Annotated in this window: 21 protein-coding genes; 8 read left to right on the plus strand and 13 right to left on the minus strand. The window is 68.8% G+C overall.

The features are described from left to right. Positions 1-72 precede the first annotated feature (72 nt). The 6 genes from NA4_RS03235 to NA4_RS03260 form a co-directional block, all read right to left on the minus strand. Positions 73-2127 carry a CocE/NonD family hydrolase gene (locus tag NA4_RS03235; RefSeq protein ID WP_067463573.1) on the minus strand — a complete coding sequence of 685 codons (2055 nt, stop codon included), beginning with the start codon at positions 2125-2127 and terminating at the stop codon, positions 73-75. Positions 2128-2468: 341 nt separating this feature from the next. Continuing rightward, entirely contained in the window at positions 2469-3206 is a 738-nt protein-coding gene (locus NA4_RS03240) for a phosphoglyceromutase (RefSeq protein ID WP_067463576.1), read from the minus strand. Between the two features lie 84 nt (positions 3207-3290). Continuing rightward, positions 3291-4181, minus strand: coding sequence for an ROK family protein (locus tag NA4_RS03245; protein WP_067463579.1), 891 nt, complete (start codon positions 4179-4181; stop codon positions 3291-3293). Positions 4182-4265: 84 nt separating this feature from the next. Further along, the gene (locus tag NA4_RS03250) at positions 4266-4769 is read right to left on the minus strand and encodes a type III secretion system chaperone family protein (protein WP_169810968.1); all 504 of its coding nucleotides are present in this window, start codon (positions 4767-4769) and stop codon (positions 4266-4268) included. Next, positions 4766-6211, minus strand: coding sequence for a D-inositol-3-phosphate glycosyltransferase (mshA, locus tag NA4_RS03255; protein WP_067463582.1), 1446 nt, complete (start codon positions 6209-6211; stop codon positions 4766-4768). Before mshA ends, NA4_RS03250 begins: the two co-directional genes overlap by 4 nt. 75 nt (positions 6212-6286) lie before the next feature. After that, entirely contained in the window at positions 6287-7108 is an 822-nt protein-coding gene (locus NA4_RS03260; protein ID WP_067463585.1) for an alpha/beta fold hydrolase, read from the minus strand. A gap of 71 nt (positions 7109-7179) precedes the next feature. Between NA4_RS03260 and NA4_RS03265 the strand changes: the two genes are divergently transcribed. Together NA4_RS03265 and mscL are read left to right on the plus strand one after the other, a co-directional pair. Then, positions 7180-7914, plus strand: a complete 735-nt coding sequence (locus tag NA4_RS03265) for an SDR family NAD(P)-dependent oxidoreductase (protein ID WP_067463587.1) — start codon at positions 7180-7182, stop codon at positions 7912-7914. Between the two features lie 74 nt (positions 7915-7988). Beyond that, positions 7989-8456, plus strand: a complete 468-nt coding sequence (gene mscL, locus NA4_RS03270; protein ID WP_067463590.1) for a large conductance mechanosensitive channel protein MscL — start codon at positions 7989-7991, stop codon at positions 8454-8456. 175 nt (positions 8457-8631) lie between these two features. Here the strand turns inward: mscL and NA4_RS03275 are convergent, their stop codons facing one another. Together NA4_RS03275 and NA4_RS03280 are read right to left on the minus strand one after the other, a co-directional pair. Further along, positions 8632-9864: a L,D-transpeptidase gene (locus tag NA4_RS03275; protein ID WP_084496763.1), complete on the minus strand. Its 1233-nt coding sequence runs from the start codon at positions 9862-9864 to the stop codon at positions 8632-8634. 80 nt (positions 9865-9944) lie between these two features. Next, complete coding sequence (locus tag NA4_RS03280) at positions 9945-10985, minus strand: UDP-N-acetylmuramate dehydrogenase (protein ID WP_067463643.1); 1041 nt, start codon at positions 10983-10985, stop codon at positions 9945-9947. 143 nt (positions 10986-11128) lie between these two features. Here NA4_RS03280 and NA4_RS03285 point away from each other — a divergent pair, with 143 nt between their 5' ends. From NA4_RS03285 to NA4_RS03295, 3 genes are all read left to right on the plus strand, one after another. Then, the gene (locus NA4_RS03285) at positions 11129-11614 is read left to right on the plus strand and encodes a DUF2505 domain-containing protein (RefSeq protein ID WP_067463593.1); all 486 of its coding nucleotides are present in this window, start codon (positions 11129-11131) and stop codon (positions 11612-11614) included. A gap of 118 nt (positions 11615-11732) precedes the next feature. Then, positions 11733-12254 (plus strand): DUF2505 domain-containing protein, encoded by a 522-nt coding sequence (locus NA4_RS03290; protein WP_067463597.1) that lies wholly within the window; start codon positions 11733-11735, stop codon positions 12252-12254. Then, positions 12224-13024 carry a class I SAM-dependent methyltransferase gene (locus tag NA4_RS03295; RefSeq protein WP_245671071.1) on the plus strand — a complete coding sequence of 267 codons (801 nt, stop codon included), beginning with the start codon at positions 12224-12226 and terminating at the stop codon, positions 13022-13024. The genes NA4_RS03290 and NA4_RS03295 overlap by 31 nt, the downstream gene beginning before the upstream one ends. Positions 13025-13030: 6 nt before the next feature. Here NA4_RS03295 and NA4_RS03300 read toward each other — a convergent pair whose 3' ends face one another. Next, a complete protein-coding gene (locus NA4_RS03300; RefSeq protein ID WP_067463601.1) occupies positions 13031-13642 on the minus strand; it encodes a type IV toxin-antitoxin system AbiEi family antitoxin domain-containing protein in 612 nt (203 codons plus the stop codon). 99 nt (positions 13643-13741) lie between these two features. On the opposite strand from NA4_RS03300, the gene NA4_RS03305 reads away from it, so the two are divergent. Next, on the plus strand, positions 13742-14464 hold the full coding sequence (locus tag NA4_RS03305) for an LmeA family phospholipid-binding protein (protein ID WP_067463604.1): 723 nt from the start codon (positions 13742-13744) through the stop codon (positions 14462-14464). A 72-nt stretch (positions 14465-14536) separates the two neighbouring features. Here NA4_RS03305 and deoC read toward each other — a convergent pair whose 3' ends face one another. Then, positions 14537-15163 carry a deoxyribose-phosphate aldolase gene (gene deoC / locus NA4_RS03310; RefSeq protein WP_067463649.1) on the minus strand — a complete coding sequence of 209 codons (627 nt, stop codon included), beginning with the start codon at positions 15161-15163 and terminating at the stop codon, positions 14537-14539. Positions 15164-15379: 216 nt separating this feature from the next. Here deoC and NA4_RS03315 point away from each other — a divergent pair, with 216 nt between their 5' ends. Next, entirely contained in the window at positions 15380-15937 is a 558-nt protein-coding gene (locus tag NA4_RS03315; RefSeq protein WP_067463605.1) for a GNAT family N-acetyltransferase, read from the plus strand. Between the two features lie 41 nt (positions 15938-15978). Here NA4_RS03315 and NA4_RS03320 read toward each other — a convergent pair whose 3' ends face one another. Beyond that, positions 15979-16230 carry a FitA-like ribbon-helix-helix domain-containing protein gene (locus NA4_RS03320; RefSeq protein ID WP_067463608.1) on the minus strand — a complete coding sequence of 84 codons (252 nt, stop codon included), beginning with the start codon at positions 16228-16230 and terminating at the stop codon, positions 15979-15981. Positions 16231-16361: 131 nt separating this feature from the next. Between NA4_RS03320 and purU the strand changes: the two genes are divergently transcribed. Beyond that, positions 16362-17246: a formyltetrahydrofolate deformylase gene (gene purU, locus NA4_RS03325; protein ID WP_067463611.1), complete on the plus strand. Its 885-nt coding sequence runs from the start codon at positions 16362-16364 to the stop codon at positions 17244-17246. Between the two features lie 24 nt (positions 17247-17270). On the opposite strand, the gene NA4_RS03330 is transcribed toward purU, so the two are convergent. Together NA4_RS03330 and NA4_RS03335 are read right to left on the minus strand one after the other, a co-directional pair. Then, positions 17271-18314, minus strand: coding sequence for an alpha/beta fold hydrolase (locus NA4_RS03330; RefSeq protein ID WP_084496765.1), 1044 nt, complete (start codon positions 18312-18314; stop codon positions 17271-17273). An 81-nt stretch (positions 18315-18395) separates the two neighbouring features. Next, positions 18396-18686 carry a DUF2516 family protein gene (locus tag NA4_RS03335; protein WP_067463617.1) on the minus strand — a complete coding sequence of 97 codons (291 nt, stop codon included), beginning with the start codon at positions 18684-18686 and terminating at the stop codon, positions 18396-18398. Between the last annotated feature and the right edge of the window lie 27 nt (positions 18687-18713).

An 18713-nucleotide genomic window follows, 5' to 3' on the forward strand; every position in this document is an offset into this window, starting at 1 on the left:
AGCGTGCACCCCTCGCCCACATCTCCCGGAGTGGAGATGCGCGACGGGTGCACGCTCGCACAGCGACCGGATCTACCAGCCCGGATTTCCGCGGAGCGGGATGTTGACGAAGCTCGGCCGATCCGGATCCAGCTGCACATGCTGTGGCCGCAGGCCGGTGTCGATGAGCATCGGCAGGATCGGCAGGCCCTTGGGGAAGTTGCCCGCGTAGACGTCGACCCGCAGGCGGTGGCCCGGCTGGAGGATCGCCTCGGTGGCGGGCAGTGCGATGTCCAGCGTGGTCGCCTCGCCGGGGACCGTCAGCTGCCGCTGGTCCAGGGAGGTGAACGGCCGCGGGTCGGTGTAATCGCCGTTGGCCGACTTGGTGCTGTTCGCATCGTCGATCGCGCGCAGCGAGGCCATGAGCTGCCCCGAGGACAGCACGCTCGACCGGCCGTCCGGCGCCACATCGTTCACCGTGACCACCCAGTAGCCGTCGGGGGCGTCCTGCACAGTATTGAGCCGCACCGCGATCCGGCCGGAGACCGAGGTCGGCTCGGCGACCGGGGCGCTGGTGAAGGTCAGCCCGTTCAGCTCCTGGATCCTGGAGTCCTTCGCGCAGCCGTCGATCACCGACAGTGCGCCCGCGCTGCCCTGCGCGGCGTCGTTGGAGCACATGCTGGTCAAACCGGGCCCGACGGTCAGCCGCGCGGTCTCGCCGGTCGCCTCCGGGGTGAGCGAGCCGTCGTAGAGGCTGCCTGCCGTGCCGCTGGGCGCCGCGGACAAGTACATCCGGCGGTGCACCGCCTGCCCCGGCACCGCGTCGTCGGCCGGGGCAGCGAACGAGTCGGTGGTGATCCAGCCGCCGCCCTGCTGGCGCAACGTGACCGGACCGTACTGCTCGATGCCGTTGTCGATGTCCTTGAGCCACCGGTCGAACCATGCGCGTTGCAGCACGTCCAGCCGCGGCGGCAAGCCCGGCTTGCCGTACTCGTTGCCCGAATTGATGTGGTAGGTGTTGCCCATCAGGAGCTGTTTCTGGCCGGGCGGCAGCGGAATCGCGTTGTAGATCTTGGCTTGCGAGTAGGTGAACAGGTCGTGCCAGCCGCCGGTCACGAAAGTCGGTGTCTGGATCCGGCTCGGATCGCCCATCCAGTCCTGACGCGGCCGGGTGCCGTCGGTGAGCAGTTCCTTGGCACGCGGGTCGAGATCCTCCATCCGCGCGGTGGTGTAGACGTTGAGCAGGACGTCCATGAACGTGAACGGGTCCCGGGCGCGGTCGGCCAGCCAGACCGTGTCGAGCTGCCCGGTGAGCACGGACGCCAGGTCGGGAATCAGCTTGAGTCCGTTGATTGCGGTGAGCCACAGCGGGATGAAGTTGAAACCGAAGCCGCCGCCGGGCGCGAGCACGTCGTTGACCAGGTCGCTGCCCGGCACGATCGGGAAGATCGCCTGAAGCGCGGGCGGGCGCTTCTCCGCCGCCTGCACCTGGTTGATCCCGGAGTAGGAGATGCCGTTCATGCCGATGCGCCCGTTGGACCACGGCTGGCGCGCCGCCCAGTCGATCACCTCGACGGTGTCCTGCTGCTCGCGGCCGCGCAGCATGTCCCAGGTCCCCTGGGAGAAGCCCGTCCCGCGCACGTCGACGACCACCTGGGAGTAGCCGCTCTTGATCAGCTGGCGGTCGACGGTGAAGCTGCGCAGCTCGCCGCCGCCGAACGCCTTGGTCAGGTCGGTGACCCCGGACAGCGGGGTGCCGCTCATATCGATCTGCCGGAACAGTTGGATCAGCGCGTCGGACAGGCCGGGAATGGACTGCGCGTGATCGGCCAGGTTCGACACCAGCTTGGTGTAGGGCGTCAGGTTGACCACCGTCGGGGTCGGGGTATCGATCGGGCGTCCGGAGGCGTCGGCGGGCCGGTAGACATTGCCCTTCAGGACGGTGCCGTCACTCATCGTGATGGGGACGTCCCACTGGATGTGAATATTCGGGTACTGCTGCGGTGCATCCTGGGTGGCCGCCCAAGCGGCTCCGGCCAGGCCGCCGTCGGGCCCGGTCGGCGGCACGGCGACGGCGCCACTGGTGAGGAAAGGGGCGAGCACGGCGACGGCGAGTGCCGCCACTGTGGCCCGCAACGCGTGCTTCATTGGACGTGATCCACCTCTCGGCTGGTCGAACGGACGAGAGTGTACCGACCTACTTGTCGGTAAGAACAGCGGGTAACACCAACTTTGTACGGAATGACAGTTCACATAACCCAATGGGATGCCACAGTCCCAGCCTTTTGTGCTGGCCACGGCGATCGCGGCGCACAGCAGGCACCGGAATCCTGCCTCACCGCAGGAACGGTAGACCGCGCCACTACCGACTGGCCTCCACCCATCCGGCGTGTCGCACGACACTCCTTCCCCGAGCGGTCGGCCAAGCGCCGAAAGACAACGCGCTGCCACCGGACGGTGGCAGCGCGTCGGGATTCGCGTTGCGGAGGCTACTTACCGCCCTGGCCCGCGACGGCGGCAGCGCCGGCGGCGGCAGCTTCCGGGTCCAGGTACTCGTGCGGACGCACCGGGCGCAGGTTCTCGTCGAGCTCGTAGCGCAGCGGGATGCCGGTGGGGATGTTCAGGCCCGCGATGTCCTCGTCGGAGATCCGGTCGAGGTGCTTGACCAGCGCGCGCAGCGAGTTGCCATGTGCGGCGACCAGCACGGTCTTGCCGGAGAGCAGGTCCTTGGAGATGGTCGACTCCCAGTACGGGACCATCCGGTTCACCACATCGAGCAGGCACTCGGTCTTCGGGACATCGATGCCCGCGTAGCGCGGGTCGCCCTCCTGGCTGTACTCGTTGGCCGGGTCGATCGGCGGCGGCGGGGTGTCGTAGCTGCGCCGCCACAGCATGAACTGCTCGTCGCCGTACTTCTCCCGGACCTGCGCCTTGTTCTTGCCCTGCAGTTCGCCGTAGTGCCGCTCGTTGAGCCGCCAGTCGCGGACCACCGGAACCCAGTGCCGGTCGGCGGCGTCCAGCGCGATGTTCGCGGTGGAGATCGCGCGGCGCAGCAGCGAGGTGTAGACGATGTCCGGCAGGATGCCGTGCTCGGCCATCAGCTCCCCGGCACGCTTGCCCTCGGCGATGCCCTTGTCGGTCAGGTGCACGTCCACCCAGCCGGTGAACAGGTTCAGGGCGTTCCATTCGCTTTCGCCGTGGCGCAGCAGCACGAGGGTGTACGTCATGCCGTCATCCTCCCATGCGCGCTCGGCCAGGTCGCATCGGTTCCCCGCGACCGCCCTGAGGGGCAGGGCGGGGGTTGCGCGAAATCAGACCGTTTGGTCCGTGGCGAGCACACCCGCCCCCACCAGCGTGGCGCCGTGGGTGATGCGGGACAGTTCCACGCGCAGTCCGCGCAGGAAGTTCAGCCGGGCGTGCTCGTCAACCGAAGCACGCAATGGATCCCACAGCGGCGCACCGGATTGCGCGAAGCCGCCGCCGATCACCACCCGGTCGATGTCAAGGAGGGCGGCAGCAGAGGCGATGGCCGTGCCGAGCGCGGTGCCCGCCCGGTGCAGCGCGGCGATGGCGATCTGGTCGCCCGCGTGCGCGTCCTCGGCCAGCTGCGCCCCCGTGACGCCAGGCCACCCCTGCTCGCGCGCCCAGCGCACCGACGACATACCGCTGGCGACGGCTTCGACGCACCCGGCCCCGCCGCAGCCGCACGGCGTATCCCAGCCCGGGACGACGATGTGCCCGACATGCCCGGCGTTGCCGGTGCGCCCGAGCAGCACCTTGCCGTCCGCGATCAGTCCGCCGCCGATTCCCGACGACACGGTCATCGCCAGCGCATCGGGCACCCCGCGCAGCGCGCCGACGCGGTGCTCGGCCAACGCCAGGCAGGCGCCGTCCATGGCGAATCGAATCGTGGCCGAGGAAAACAGCTCCTGTACGGCGGCGACGATCCGGAACCCGGCTTTCCACTCGGGGATGTTCAACGGCCCGGTGACACCGGTCCGCACGTCTACCGGCCCGGCGGAACCGATCCCGACGGCGACGACCGGTTCCGTACCCGCCACCTCGAGCAGCAGTCCGCGACAGGCGTCCCACGCGCCCGTCTGCGGCACATCCACCCGCCGCACGTCGCGAATCTCATAGCCGGGGTGCACTACCCCGGCCGCGAACTTCGTCGCGCCGATATCCAGAGCGAGTACCGCCAACGCCGTGCCCCTTCGCCGATCCGAGCCACCAGAGATTGTCGCGCAGAGCACGGGCCGGCGCGCCGGATCCGGCCAGCGACGTGCTCAGGGCTGGTCGGCGGAATCGACCAGATGCTCGAAGGCGCGCAGATTCTGCAACGACTCGCCCCGCGAGACGCGCCACTTCCATTCGCGCCGAATGGATTCGGCGAAACCGAGTTCCAGCAGCACGTTGAAATCGGCGTCGACGGCCTCGAGGATCTGGCCGAACACCCGATCCAGTTCGTCGGCGGTGACGGCGTGCGCGGCCATCCGGCCGACCAGGTAGATGTCGCCGATCCGGTCCAGCGTGTAGGCCACGGCGTAGAGCCTGCGGTTGCGGCGCAGCAGGAACTTGTAGACGCCCTCGAAGTTCTCGTCCGGCTTGCGGCAGACGAACGATTCGATCCGGATCCCGTGTTTGCCCAGCGTGAGCATCACTGTGGTCTTGAGCTTGCGCTCGCCGGGCAGAACGACGACGAAGGTCTCCTCGCCGGGCCGGGTGTACTCGATCTCCCTTTCGCGCAGTGTCTCGTCGATGAGCCGCGCGATCGCCTGTACCTCGTTCACCGGCGTGCTCCCATCCGGCGCCGCCACAGCGCCCGCGACCTGACCTGGCTGCTCTCGCCGAGGAGGGCGGCCGTCCGTTCGCCGGCCAGGTTGGTGCGCTCGCCGGAGACGCGGTCGTCGGCGTCGTCGCGCAACACGCTGTGTGCGAGGCCACGACCGCCGAGCACCTCGCGATCAGCACGGAAACCGGCCAGCGCCGCGGAGTAGCTGGCGAGCAGACCGTCCGCGGTGTGTGCCCAGGAGAAGTTCGCGGCGTGCGCGACGGCTCGCTCGCTCATCCGGTGCAGCCGATCCGGGTCGTCGAGCAGCAGGCGTAGCGCTCCCGCCCAGTCCGAGGTGCGGTGCCCCGGGACGAGCAGGCCGGAGTCCTCGTGCCGCACGGCCGTGCCGAGACCGCCGACGTCGGCTGCGAGCACCGGGGTGCCGCTGGCCTGCGCCTCGATCGCGACCAAGCCGAAGGACTCGTTGTAGCTCGGCACCGCGACGAGGTCGGCGGCGCGGTAGACCAGCACCAGCCGGTCCGGCGGCTGCGGTGGCAGGAAGCTGACCCGCTCGGCGATGCCCAGTTCCGCGGCCAGCTCGATCAGCGCGTCGGGTCGCTCGAGGCCGCTGCCGGATGGTCCCCCGACGATGAGTACGCGCAGTGCGCGTTCCGGGTCGTCTCGCAGCACCTCGGCCGCGGCACGCACCAGCACGTCGGGCGCCTTCAGCGGCTGGATGCGACCGACGAACGCGACGATCTGCTCGTCGGCGGCCAACCCGAGTGCCGCCCGCGCGGCGGCCCGGTCGCCTGGGCGATAGCAGGTCAGATCCGCGCCGGGGGGCACCACATCGATCCGCTCGGCGTCGGCGCCGTAGAGCTCGACCAGCTGGCGGGCCTCCTGGGCGGTGTTCGCGACCAGCCGATCGGACTCCGCGATCACCTGCTTCTCCCCGATCTCGCGGGTCGCCGGTTCCGGGCAGTCGCCCTCGGCCAGTGCCGCGTTCTTCACCGCCGCGAGCGTGTGCGCGGTGTGCACCAGCGGCACCCGCCACCGGTCCCTGGCCAGCCAGCCGACTTGACCGGACAGCCAGTAGTGCGAGTGCACCAGGTCGTAGTAACCGGGCAGGTGCCTGGCCTCCTGGCGCAGTACCTCCGCCGTGAACGCGCACAGCTGCGTGGGCAGATCGTGCTTGTCCAGCCCTTCGAACGGTCCGGCCACCACGTTGCGCACGAGCACGCCGGGCGCGGCCTCCTGGACGGGTGGGACGTTCGAGGCGGTGGCGCGGGTGAAGATCTCCACCTCGGTGCCGCGTCGAGCCAGCTCAACGGCCGTTTGCAGGACATAGACGTTCATACCGCCCGCGTCGCCGGTCCCTGGCTGGGCGAGTGGTGAGGTGTGCACCGATAGCACGGCGATACGGTTCGGCCGTAGGTCCAGGCGCTGACTCACACTCTCCATAGTGCACGGCGCCGTGCCGGTCTCAGACGCCCTGACCGCACCAAGTGAGAGCGATCACACAGTAGATGCCAGGGATCACAGCTCAGCGGCGAACGCGGTCACCTCGGCGACGAACCGGGAGCGATCCTCGATGAACAAGCCGTGCTGGGCGCCGTCCCAGAACGACGCGCGTGCGTCCGGAACGGTATCGACGATGTAGCGGCCGTTCTCGATCGGAACGATCCGATCGTCGGTCCCATGCATGACGAGCACCGGAATATCCAGCCCGCGTAGCGTTTCGGTGTTGTCGACAGTCCGATAGAACAGCGCTTTGCGCACCCGGGGTGCAGTGGCGAGACCGGCCCCGAACAGGCGCTGGGCATCCGGCCCCTTGTCCGCGCCCGGCCCGGTGCTGGCATCGCCGAACGCACCGAAGGCCCGCACCGCGCGGCCCGCGCTCTCCTCGAAGACGCCCGGAATCGCCTCCCGCATGAGGCTGCCGGTCGCCGCGCCCGGCACACCCGGGCCGATATTCGCCATCGAGCCGCTGTAGACGACGCCCGCGACGGCATGCGCGCCGTAGGCGGTGAGGTAATCCGACAGCACGATCCCGCCGTAGGACCAGCCCAGCAACACCGCGCCCGACGCGATGCGCTCGGCGGCCAGCACCGCCGCGACGTCGGCCGCCCAGTTCTTAGGATCGTCGTAGCCAGCGGCGGGCGCGTCGGAGTAGCCGTGGCCGCGCAGGTCGACGGCGACCACACGGAAGTGCGCGGCGAGGTCGTCCGCGGACGCGCCCCAGCAGCGCAGATTCGCCGACCAGCCGTGCAGCAGCACCAGCGGGCGGGCGTCGTCCGACCCGCTCACCCGGTAGACGATGGTCGTTCCGTCCGCGCTCACCACATCCCGAATAGGCACGGCACTCAGGCTAACCGTGATCCCGGCGACAGCTCGGCCCTGGCAAACAACGCGCACTTAGGATCACGGGCATGAGTACTCGCACCGCCGTCGTCACCGGAGCCAGCTCGGGAATCGGGGAAGCCACCGCCCGTGAGCTGGCCGCGCAGGGCTATCACGTCTACGTCGGCGCCCGCAGGCTCGACCGGCTGCACCGCCTCGCCGACGACATCGGCGGCACCGCACTGGAACTCGACGTCACCTCCGAGGAGTCGGTGCGCTCGTTCACCGACGCGGTCGAGCAGGTCGACGTGCTGGTCAACAATGCGGGCGGCGCGAAGGGCCTGGCTCCGGTCGCCGAAGCCGACCTGGACGACTGGCGCTGGATGTGGGAGACCAACGTACTCGGCACGCTGCGCGTCACGAAGGCCCTGCTGCCCAAGCTGATCGATTCCGGCGACGGATTGATCGTCACCGTCACATCGGTGGCCGCGTTCACCGCCTACGACAACGGCTCCGGCTACACCTCGGCCAAGCACGCGCAGGCCGTGCTGCACCGCACCTTGCGCGGCGAACTGCTCGGACAGCCGGTGCGGCTGACCGAGATCGCCCCTGGCGCAGTGGAAACCGAGTTCTCCCTGGTGCGCTTCGACGGCGACGAAGAGCGCGCCGCGAAGGTGTACGAGGGCATCGACCCGCTGGTGGCCCAGGACATCGCGGAGATCATCGGCTTCGTGGCATCGCGGCCCCCGCACGTGAACCTGGACCAGATCATCGTGAAGCCGCGCGACCAGGCCGACCCGGGCCGATTCGCCCGTCGCGGCTAGGGCGCCCGTCCTCAGCTGAGCCGTTAGCATCCCAGGGACCGAACACAGGACATCGGATGGGAGTGGTTCGGCGCATGTTCAAAGGCTTCAAAGAGTTCCTGATGCGCGGGAACGTCATCGACCTCGCGGTCGCGGTCGTCGTGGGCACCGCGTTCACCGCCGTGGTGACCTCGGTGACGAAAGGCGTGATCAATCCTCTGCTCGCCGTCTTCGGTAGCACCAACGAGCTGGGCCTGGGCGTACAGCTGATGCCATCCAAGCCCGCAACGTTCATCGCCGTCGGGCCGATCATCACAGCCGTCATCGATTTCGTGATGGTTGCGGCAGTGCTGTACTTCGTGCTGATCCTGCCGATGAAGACGATCAAGAACCGCTTCGGCACCACCAAGGCTGCCGAGCCCACCGAGATCGAGCTGTTGATCGAGATCCGCGACCTGCTCGCCGAACGACACGAGGCGGTTCGCGCCGAACACGCCGCCGACCGCCACGTCGAGCAAGAGCAGGAGCCGAGCGCGGTCGGTGGGATCAAGAACCCCAGCTGACCGGGCCGTATGCTGCGGCTGCCGCCGTGTCATACGAACGCGCAGCTGGAACCGCGGCCGATCAACACCAGGTCTGCTGCCGACGCAACGCATCGGCCCACCCCGATTTTTCGAGCGGAGCGAGACCGAGCATTCCCCGTTCGCAGCGCCGCAGGCGCTGCAAATCGAACACAGCTCAGCGGCCGCCGGCTGGCTGCGGCGGCACTGGCGTGGCCGACACCACCGCCGACGGTGCACCCTGCAACGCCGACATGCTCTTCCAGGTGTTCCAGTCGATGGTCCAGTCATAGAGGTCGCCGTCTGCGGCGGAGAGCGGGATCGACGTTCCGGTCACCTCCACCGGATCGCCGTAGAGCGCGGTGGGGAAATAGGCCTGCGCGTCGGCGGGCGAGAGATTGATGCAACCATTGGTGACGTTCGCCGAACCCTGTGCCGAGAGCGATTCCGGATTGGCGTGGATGAATTCGCCGTTGTTGGAGATGCGGACCGCCCAGCGTTCGCGGACATTGGTGTAGTACGGCGGATTCGACATCATGAAGTCTTCGTACTTCTCGGTGACCACGTGAATGCCGGACCGGGTGACGTTGCGTGGCTCATTGCCCTCGCCATAGCTGACCCCGAAATCGAACACGGTCTGTCCTTCGCGGACCACCTGCATGCGGTGGCTCGGCGCGTTCGCCTCGACGATCTGGCTGCGGCCGATGCGGAAGTCCGAGGTCAGATCGGAATAACCGTAACTGCCGCCACCCAGGTCGAGTCCGTAGAGCCGCGCCGAGACGTGCACGGTTGTGCCGGGCGTCCAGTAGTTCTTCGGACGCCAGTGCACCCGCGAACCGCCGTCGTCCGGAAACCAGGCCCACGCGCCCTCGGTGGGCGGGTCGGTGGTGACCGTGAGGGCCTTCTCCACCGCGGCCTTGTTCGAGACGGATGACTTGAACTGCAGGACGATCGGCGCGGCGATGCCGACCTCCTGGTTGTCGCCGATATTGATGGTCGTGGGAACTGTGCTCTTCGGCGCGAGCGTGCGGAACGAACCCTCGATCGGAATCGGCTTGCCATCGGTCCCGACCGCGGTGCCCGACCAGCTGTAGGTGGCGTCGTAGCCGAGCGGCTCGGTGATGGCGTAACCGCGCTTGTCCGGGGCGAGTTCGCCGCGGACCTGCTTGCCCGCGGCGTTGGTCAGCGCGATCTGGTCGATCGTCCCGTCGCTGATCGTCACCGAGACCGGCGCGGTCGGGTTGACGTTCGCGGCGTCGTCGGCGGGAGCCAACGTCGCCTTGGCGATCGGGCCGGCGTCGCGGCCGCCTGCCGCGCCGCGGTCGATCGTGCATCCGGCCACCAGGGCGACGACCGCCAGCACGGCCGATACCGTGGCCACCCGGCGGGGCATCATCGGTCGGTCGCTCATTTTCTCGAATCTACGCGCGGCACAGGGCCGGACACGTTGGCGCAGCGTGTGGCGTCGCTTTCAGTCGATCACGCCGACGATCACAGTGTGACGCCGACGGTGACCGGTTCCGGTTCCAACCGGATCCCGAATCGGTCGGCGACGCCGTCGCGCACCGTTCTCGCCAGCGCCACCAGATCAGCCGCGCTGGCGCTGCCGCGATTGGTCAGCGCCAGCGTGTGTTTGGTCGACAGCCGGGCCGGCGCCTCGGCATCGGGGAATCCTTTCCGGAAACCCGCCCGCTCGATCAGCCAGCCCGCGGAGAACTTGACGCCGCCGGCCGCCGGGTAAGTCGGCACCGTGACATCGCCCACATGGGCGGCGATCGCGGCCCGGACCTGCGCCACCCGGTCTTGGGCGACCACCGGGTTGGTGAAGAACGATCCCGCGCTCCAGGTGTCGTGGTCGGCCGGGTCGAGCACCATGCCCTTGCCCGCGCGCAGCCGCAGCACCGCCTGCCTGACCTGCGGCGCGGGCCGGGACTCCCCCACCTCGGCGCCCAGCGCGGCGGCCAGCTCGCCGTAGCGCAGCGCAACGCTGGAACCGTCGGTGCGCAGCGCGAAATCGACCGCGAGCACCACGGCGTCGTCGCGGTGCTTCAACACGCTGGTGCGGTAGCCGAAACCGAGCTCGTCGGGCGCCACCCAGCGGATCTCGCCGCTGGCACGGTCCAGCAGACGCACTCGGCGCAGCAGGGTGGCCACCTCGGCGCCGTACGCGCCGACGTTCTGCACCGGCGTCGCCCCCGCCGAGCCGGGAATGCCGGACAGGCATTCCAGCCCGCCGAATCCGGCGGCGACTGTGGCGTCCACCACGTCATCCCAGTTTGCTCCGGCTTCCGCGACCACGCCGTCGGCACCGATCTCGACGCCTGTGGTGGCGACACGGACCACAACGCCGTCGAAACCGTCATCGCCGACAAGCAGATTCGAGCCACCCGCCAGCAACAGCGCCGGGACCCCCGCGACGTCCAGCGCGCGCACCGTCGCGACCAGCGCTTCTGTCGTCGCGCACTCGGCGACCAGGGCGGGTCCGCCGACCCGCAGCGTGGTCAGCTCCGCCAGCCGCACGTCCTCGCGCAGCCGCGCGCCGGTGTCGGCGAGAAGATCCGACAGCACCAAACGTGAAGTTCGCACGCCACACGGTAGCGTGCGTACTACACCGCAGCATTCGCGCTGCACCACAGGATGCCCGCCACAGACACCGCACGGTAGCGTGTGGACCCATGGCTACACCGCTGGCGTATACGGCCCGCTACTCGCATTCTCCCGCTACCGTGCGCGCGGCCTTCGCGAACGAGCTGTACTGGAAGGACCGCATCACCGAGGTCGGCGGCCCGAACGCCCGCCTGGAGTCGGTCACCGTCAGCGGTGACGAGGTGCGCGTCGAGATGGCGCAGGCCATCGCCGCGGAAAAGCTGCCGCCCGCGATCACCGCCGTCCGCCCCGGTGACCTGGTCATCCCCCGCGTCGAGCACTGGAGCGGCGACTCCGCCACCTTCGAAGCGCGCGTCGACGGTGCGCCTGCCCAAGTGCGCGGCACCGTCACGCTCTCCGCCGAGAGCTCCGGCACCACCGTCGCCGTCGAGGGAACCATCGAGGTGAAGATCCCGCTGTTCGGCGGCAAGATCGAGAAGGCGATCCACGAGCACCTCACCGAACTGCTGAAGAACGAGGCGGAGTTCACCGAGAAGTGGATCGCGTCGCACTGATTCGCGCCGAAAGCGGGCACTGGGTCCGGCCACATCCGCCAATGCCGCCTTTGGGTGACCTCCGCAGACCACCCGCCCGCCGAAGTACCTGTTACCGGACCCAGTAACCTGTGAGCCCATGGCACGCCGACTGGACTACTCCGCCCGCTATCCGCTGCACACCACAAAAGAGCTGTACGCGGCGCTGTCGAACCGTGACTACTGGGAAGCGCGGGTCGAAGAGATGCGGAAATACACCCCCGCCAACGAGGTGGTCAAGCTGGAGGCGGGCGACGGCGGCATCACCATCGAACTGCACCACATCCTGCCCCGCGAGATGCTGCCGGAGATCGCGCAGACGGTGCTGCGCAAGGACATGGTGATCACCCGCAAGGAGACCTACGGCGCCTACGCGCCGGACGAGGTCACCGGCAAGTACTCGGCGTCGATTCCGGCCGGACCGGGCAGCCTCGGCGGCACCATCCGCCTCTTCCCCACCGAAACCGGCTGCACCATGCGCTTCTCCTCGGAAGCGAAGGTCTTCATCCCCATGGTCGGACCGCGACTGGAGCAGCTGATGCTCGTGAACTTGGTCGACCTGTTCCGCGGCGAGGCCGAATTCACGGTTCAGTGGCTGGAAGAACACCACCCCACCCGCTGACCAAACCGGTCGGCACGATCACCCGTGGCACCACCGCCGTCAACCGCCTCCGCCGCAGCGATCGCCGACTGATCAACGACGACTTCATCGCCGCCCGGCTGCGCGAGGCGGCCGATCCGCTCGTGGTCGACCTCGGGTACGGCGCCAGCCCGTGGACGACGTTCGAGCTGGCCGCGCGGCTGCGCATCGTGCGCGCCGACGTACGGGTGGTGGGTCTGGAGATCGATCCGCAGCGCGTGGTGCCCGGCCGCGACGGCGTGACCTTCGCCCGCGGCGGATTCGAACTGGCGGGACTGCGACCGGTCTTGGTGCGGGCGTTCAACGTGTTGCGGCAGTATCCGGAAGCCGCCGTCCCCGAGGCGTGGTCGACCATCCGGTCCGGGCTGGCGACGGACGGTCTACTGGTCGACGGCACCTGCGACGAAGTGGGCAGGCGCTGCGCGTGGATCCTGCTCGACCGGGATGGCCCCCGTTCGCTCACGCTGGCCTGGGATCCGTTCTCCGTGGAGCGGCCCTCCGATCTCGCGGAACGGCTGCCGAAGGCGTTGATCCACCGCAACATCCCGGGTGAGCCGATCCACGCGCTGCTCACCGCCGCGGACCGCGCGTGGGCCCGCGCGGCGCCGCTGGCTCCCTATGGTCCCCGGGTCCGCTGGCGCGCTGCCGCGCAGTCGCTGCGCGAGGAAGGTTTCCCGATCCGCCACTACCGTCGCCGCCTGCGCGACAACGTGCTGTCGGTGCCGTGGTCGGCCGTGGCGCCGGTCGGCTGATACCCGTCAGGCGACGGCGAGCGCGCGATACACCCGTGCCGCGGCGCGGGGCGTCAGTCGCGCACCGGCCTCGGTGATCTCCGCGCCCGCACAGCGGTCGATGGCGACCGCGTCGGCGACCACCTCGTTCAAGGCGGCCTGTCCGATACCGGCCTCGGCCAGGTCGAGCACGGTGCGCACCGGCGTGGTCACCAGGAACGGACCGGCCGATTCCACGTCGGCGCCGGTCAGCGAGCGGCGTAGCACCACCAACCGGGGCGGCGCAGGCGGGTGGCCCGACCGCACCGACAGGTGCAGGAACCGGGGGCACAGCGTGCCGAGGCCGTGCAACTCGGCCGCGCTGTGATGGGAGACGACCGCGGCGCCGTCGAACCAGGCCGACCACATGGCGTATTCGTCGAGCGGACCCTCCGGCCATCCGGCCAAGCGCAGCAGGCCGCCCGGCCCGGCCCTGGTCACCGAACCGTCGCGGAGCCCGTCCCGCACCCGCCCCGCGCATCCGATGCGCAGCGCCTGCCGGGCGGTGAAGAAACCGGCGTGCCGACCGGCCCAACGGCGCAGAACACGCCATCCTTGTTCCGCGGATCCGATCGCGCGGCTTGCCGCATCGCCAGCCATGCGAACCAGGCTACGCTCGGTATTTGTGCTGCATGTCACATTCGGACCCCTCAATGCCTCCACAGAAACGGCACAGAAAGGTCGGGAAGAATCGCCACCATGAGTACGAACACGCCGTCCACATCGACGATCAATCGGCGGCCCCTGCTGATCGCCCTGACCGTGGTAGCGATTCTGCTCGCGACGGTCCTGGTCGGCGGAGAGGCATATGCCAGGCACACGGTGGCGAGCTGTATCAGCTCGCAATTCGAGAAGGAGATGGGGTCGAAGATCGACGTGCGATTCGGTCCCAAGCCGATGCTGATCACCTGGATCGACGGCAAGGTGCCCTCGGTGCGGGTGAACAGCGACGACACCAAATTCGGCCCCGCGGTCGGGATGGTCGTCCACGCCGTCTTCCGCGACGTCGACGTCGACGATCACAGCGGGAGCACGATCGGCAGTTCCTCCGCCGACGTCACCTGGAGCAACGAGGGCATCAAGGAGACGCTCGGCGGCCTGGTCACCGGCGTGAGCTCGTCGGAGAGCTCGGGCATGCTCACCCTGGCCGTCCTCGGCGGCCTGGCCGAACTTCAGCTGAAACCGCAGATCCAGAACGGGACGGTCGAGGTGGAGACGATGTCGGCGCAGCTGCTCGGCATCGGAGTTCCCCCCGACCTGGTGCAGAGCATCGTCGATATCTTCACCCGGAGCCTGCAGAGCTACCCGCTCGGCATGTCGGCGACCGAGCTGAAGGTGACCGATTCCGGCGTCGACGTCAAATTGGCCGGTGGACATACCCAGTTGGAGTCCGCGAGCAACGGTTCGGGGGCTCGCTGCTGAATTTCCAGTGCCGCAAGGTATTCCCCGGGGTTGAGCCGAATACCTCGGCCGCGAAAAGCTTTCGGCTGACGGTCAGGCCGGAAAGCCGTCCAGCACGTCACGGGATTTCGACAGTCCCAGCCGAGTCGCCCCCGCGGCGATCATCTCGGCCGCGGCCTCGGCGGTGCGGATCCCGCCACTGGCCTTGACACCGAGCCGCCCGCCCACCGTCTCCGCCATCAGCCGCACCGCGTGGGCACTGGCGCCGCCGGAGGGGTGAAATCCGGTGGAAGTCTTCACGAAATCGGCTCCGGCGCGCTCGGCGACCCGGCACACCTCCACGATCGCCTCATCCGGCAGGGCGGCGGATTCGATGATCACTTTCAGCAGCGCCCGATCCCCGACTGCCTCGCGCACCGTGACGATGTCGGCGAGCACCGCCGTGTAGTCCCCGGCACGCGCCGCGCCGACGTCGATCACCATGTCGACCTCGGCCGCCCCCTGATCCACCGCGAGCCGCGCCTCGGCGCCCTTCACCAGCGAATGATGTTTCCCCGAGGGGAATCCGGCGACCGTCGCGACCACGAGCCCGGGCGCGCGCAGCGGCAACATGGACGGCGACACACAGATCGCGAGCACGCCCAGCCCGCGCGCGTCCTCGACCAGCGCGGCGACCTCGGCGGGGGTCGCCTCCGGCGCCAGCAGCGTATGGTCGATCATGGCGGCCACTTCGGACCTGGTCAGCGACGCGGAATCTGCCACGGGGTGAGAGTCTGGCACACCGAACGCCAGACCCCGCTCGGTGGGCGAATTCCGTTGCGCACCTGGACGCGCTTCACGCACACTCGTAGTCGACGGCGCATCGGAAAGCGTGACGCCACGGTCGACTGACTAACGTGTGCGGATGGGCCCTACTTCGTTCGGGAGGAGACGACCGTGCTGATCCGTCGCGAACGCGCCGACGACGCCGCTGCGATCGCGGCGGTGCATCGCAGCGCATTCGCACCGCGCTACGCCACCGCCATCGATCCCGACGGCGCCGACGCCGGTGACCGCGCCGGCGCGGATCCGCCCGAGGTGGGCCTCGTCGACCGGCTGCGCAGCGACGAGGGGTGGATCCCGACGCTCTCGCTGGTGGCGATCGAGCACGACAGCGTGGTCGGCCACCTGTGCCTGACCAGGGCCACCGTCGGCCCGTTCCCCGTGCTGGCGCTCGGCCCGATCGGTGTGCTCGCCGACCATCAAGGAGCAGGCGTCGGCTCGGCACTCATGCACGCGGCTCTCGGTGCCGCCGATGCCCTCGACGAACCGCTGGTCGGCCTGCTCGGCAGCCTGGAGTTCTACCCCCGCTTCGGCTTCATCCCCGCCGCCCGCCTCGGCATCACCCCCGACGAGCCCGTCTGGGTCAGCCATTTCCAGGTCCGCTCACTGTCGGCCTACGACTCGCAAATAGCCGGCGAATTCCATTACGCGGAACCGTTTTACGACCTCTGATTTGCCTGGCGGTTCGGAAATGACGTTGCTGTCGAGAACGATCACTCGAACTCGATGGGCGCGACCGGCCGTCGGTCACGAGCGGTGAGCGCTTCGAGCTCGTCAACGGTGAGTTCGACCTCACGACCGATCTCGGCCAGCAGCGGCCCGAGCTCGACATCCGCCGCGGGCGTGACGGCCTCGATGAGGATCGCCCGGACCTCTGCCTCGGTACTACGGCCGTGCTGGGCCGCACGGACGCGCAGGGCCTCCCGTACGTCATCGGGAAGATCCCGGACTGTCAGTCTTGCCATGTTCACCCGCTCTCGATTGGCTGCAATAGCGCCGATGCCTTCATCGCCCTTCACCATAGGACGGCGAGCGCGCTTGCGGCATTCCTGAAGCCGCGGCAAATTCCCCGCAGCACACCTGGGAGGATGGAGCCATGAGCTCTGCCGTTCACAATGACCGTCGCTATGTATTGACTCTGGGGTGCCTGGATCGCCCCGGCATCATCGCGGGGATCACGTCGTTCATCGCCGGGTTCGGCGGCTCGATCGTGGAGGCGGGCTACCACTCCGATCTCGACACCGGGTGGTTCTTCACGCGTCAGGCGATCAAGGCCGAGACCGTGCCGTTCTCGATCGAAGAACTGCGTGACCGGTTCGCCGCGGTGGCGGCCGACCTCGGTCCGGAAACCGAATGGCAACTGCTGGATTCCCGTGAGCGCCGCCGCGCGGTCCTGCTGGTCAGCAAGGACGGTCACTGCCTGCACGACTTGCTCGGCCGCGCCGCCAGCGGCGAACTGCCCGCCACCATCGAGGCGGTGATCGGCAACCACCCGGATCTGGCGGCGATGACCGAGGCGCACGGTGTGAAGTTCCACCACGTGCCGTTCCCCAAGGACCCGGCCGAACGCGGCCCCGCGTTCGAGGAGGTCCGCGCCCTGGTGGACGCGCACGACCCGCACGCGGTGGTGCTCGCGCGGTTCATGCAGGTACTGCCCGCCGAGTTGTGCGAGCACTGGGCAGGTAAGGCGATCAACATCCACCACAGCTTCTTGCCCTCGTTCGTCGGCGCCCGCCCGTATCACCAGGCGTTTGCCCGCGGCGTGAAGCTGATCGGGGCCACCTGCCATTACGTGACCGCGGAGCTGGACGCGGGCCCGATCATCGAGCAGGACGTCATCCGCATCGACCACGCCGACGAGGTGCGCGACATGGTCCGCCAGGGCCGCGACATCGAGCGGGTGGTGCTGGCACGCGGCCTGCGCTGGCATCTGGAAGGACGCGTCCTGGTGCACGGCCGCCGCACCGTCGTCTTTTCCTGACCACAGGCCGTACCGGCCGAGGAGTCAGCCCACGAGGTCGGCGCGCCTGCGCGGGCGCACCGCGGCGAGCAGGCGCGCGAGTTCCTCGTTGAACCGTTCATAGGCCTCGACATTGCCGAGGTGGCCGGTGGGCAGCACGCCGTAGCGCATCAGGCTGCCGGTCTGCCGGAGCATTTCGACGATCCGCTCGGAGTGGACCGGCGGGGTCATGTCGTCGAATTGGCCCGCGAGCACCGTGGTCGGCACCACCAGATTGCGCGCCGACTCCCCGAGGTCCATCGTGGCGAGCAGGACACCGAACCTGGAGCGCACCCACGCCGGACACGAGCGCACGATGGCCATGCTGAAGGCCAGCATGTCGCCTTTCGCCGTGGTGGTGAGGATCTGCCGGGCGAACAACCAGCGCACCGGCGTGATGGGCGGGAAGACGATCGGAGTCCCGAGGCCGAGCCTGCCGAACAGGAACGGCAACGGCACTTTCAGTTGCAGCAGGCGCAGCGGCCGGTTCAACAGCGGCACCAGCGTGGTCTCCAGGATCAGCCGATCCGCCGCCGTATTGACCAGCAGCGCCGCCAGCGCCTGCTTCTCGACCCGCTCGGGGTAGCGGCCCGCCCAGGCCTGCATGGTCATGCCGCCGAGGCTGTGGCCGACCAGCACGGCCCGCTGTCCGGGCGCGAGCGCGGCGTCGAGTACCGCGGCCAGATCGTCGGCCAGCAGGTCCATGTTCAGCTTGCCGGAGCCGTATTCGCTCTCGCCGTGGCCGCGCTGGTCGTAGGCGACCACGCGGTACTCGCCGGCGAAGGCGTTGATCTGCGGGTTCCAGTACTCCAGGCAGCAGGTCCAGCCGTGAATCAGCACGATGACCGGCCGATCGGACGGGCCGTAGGCGTGCACCCGCAACAGCGCGCCGTCCCGGCCGCGCACCGGGATCACCTCGGGGGCCGTCGTCGGGGGGTTGAACGCCGCGGTCTTATAGGTACGGGAACGCAGCTCGGCACTGTGCGCGTCGCGCAAGCCCCGGAGCAGGGCTCGGAAGCTCGTCAACGCGGTCGGCAGCATGGCACGCATCGGACACTCCTTTGTGTTACTGATAGATACAGTAACCCCGATCAGCGCCGCTTGCCAGTGCAAGCCTCCGCGACTACTCCCTCACCAGCGCGGACCCCGCTGAACTTCATCCACCTTCGGCCGCACGTCGGCAAGGTAGATGCCGGTCGCGATGATCGCCGCGAACGACAGCAGGCCGAGCCCCGCGGGCGAGAGGAGAAGCACGAGCACGGCCACCCCGAGAATCGCCAGCCAGATCGGCTTGGTCAGTTTGTCCACCGCGGTGAACGCGTCCGGACGCTGACGCACGGCGTGGATCAGCGCGAAAATCGTCGCACCGAGCGCCGCCAGCCAGAGCACCAGCAGGATCATCCCGGTCAATCCGTGCACCATATTCACCCCAACAATGATAGGCGTACC

The sequence above is a fragment of the Nocardia amamiensis NBRC 102102 genome (assembly GCF_001612745.1).
GTDB lineage: Bacteria > Actinomycetota > Actinomycetes > Mycobacteriales > Mycobacteriaceae > Nocardia > Nocardia amamiensis.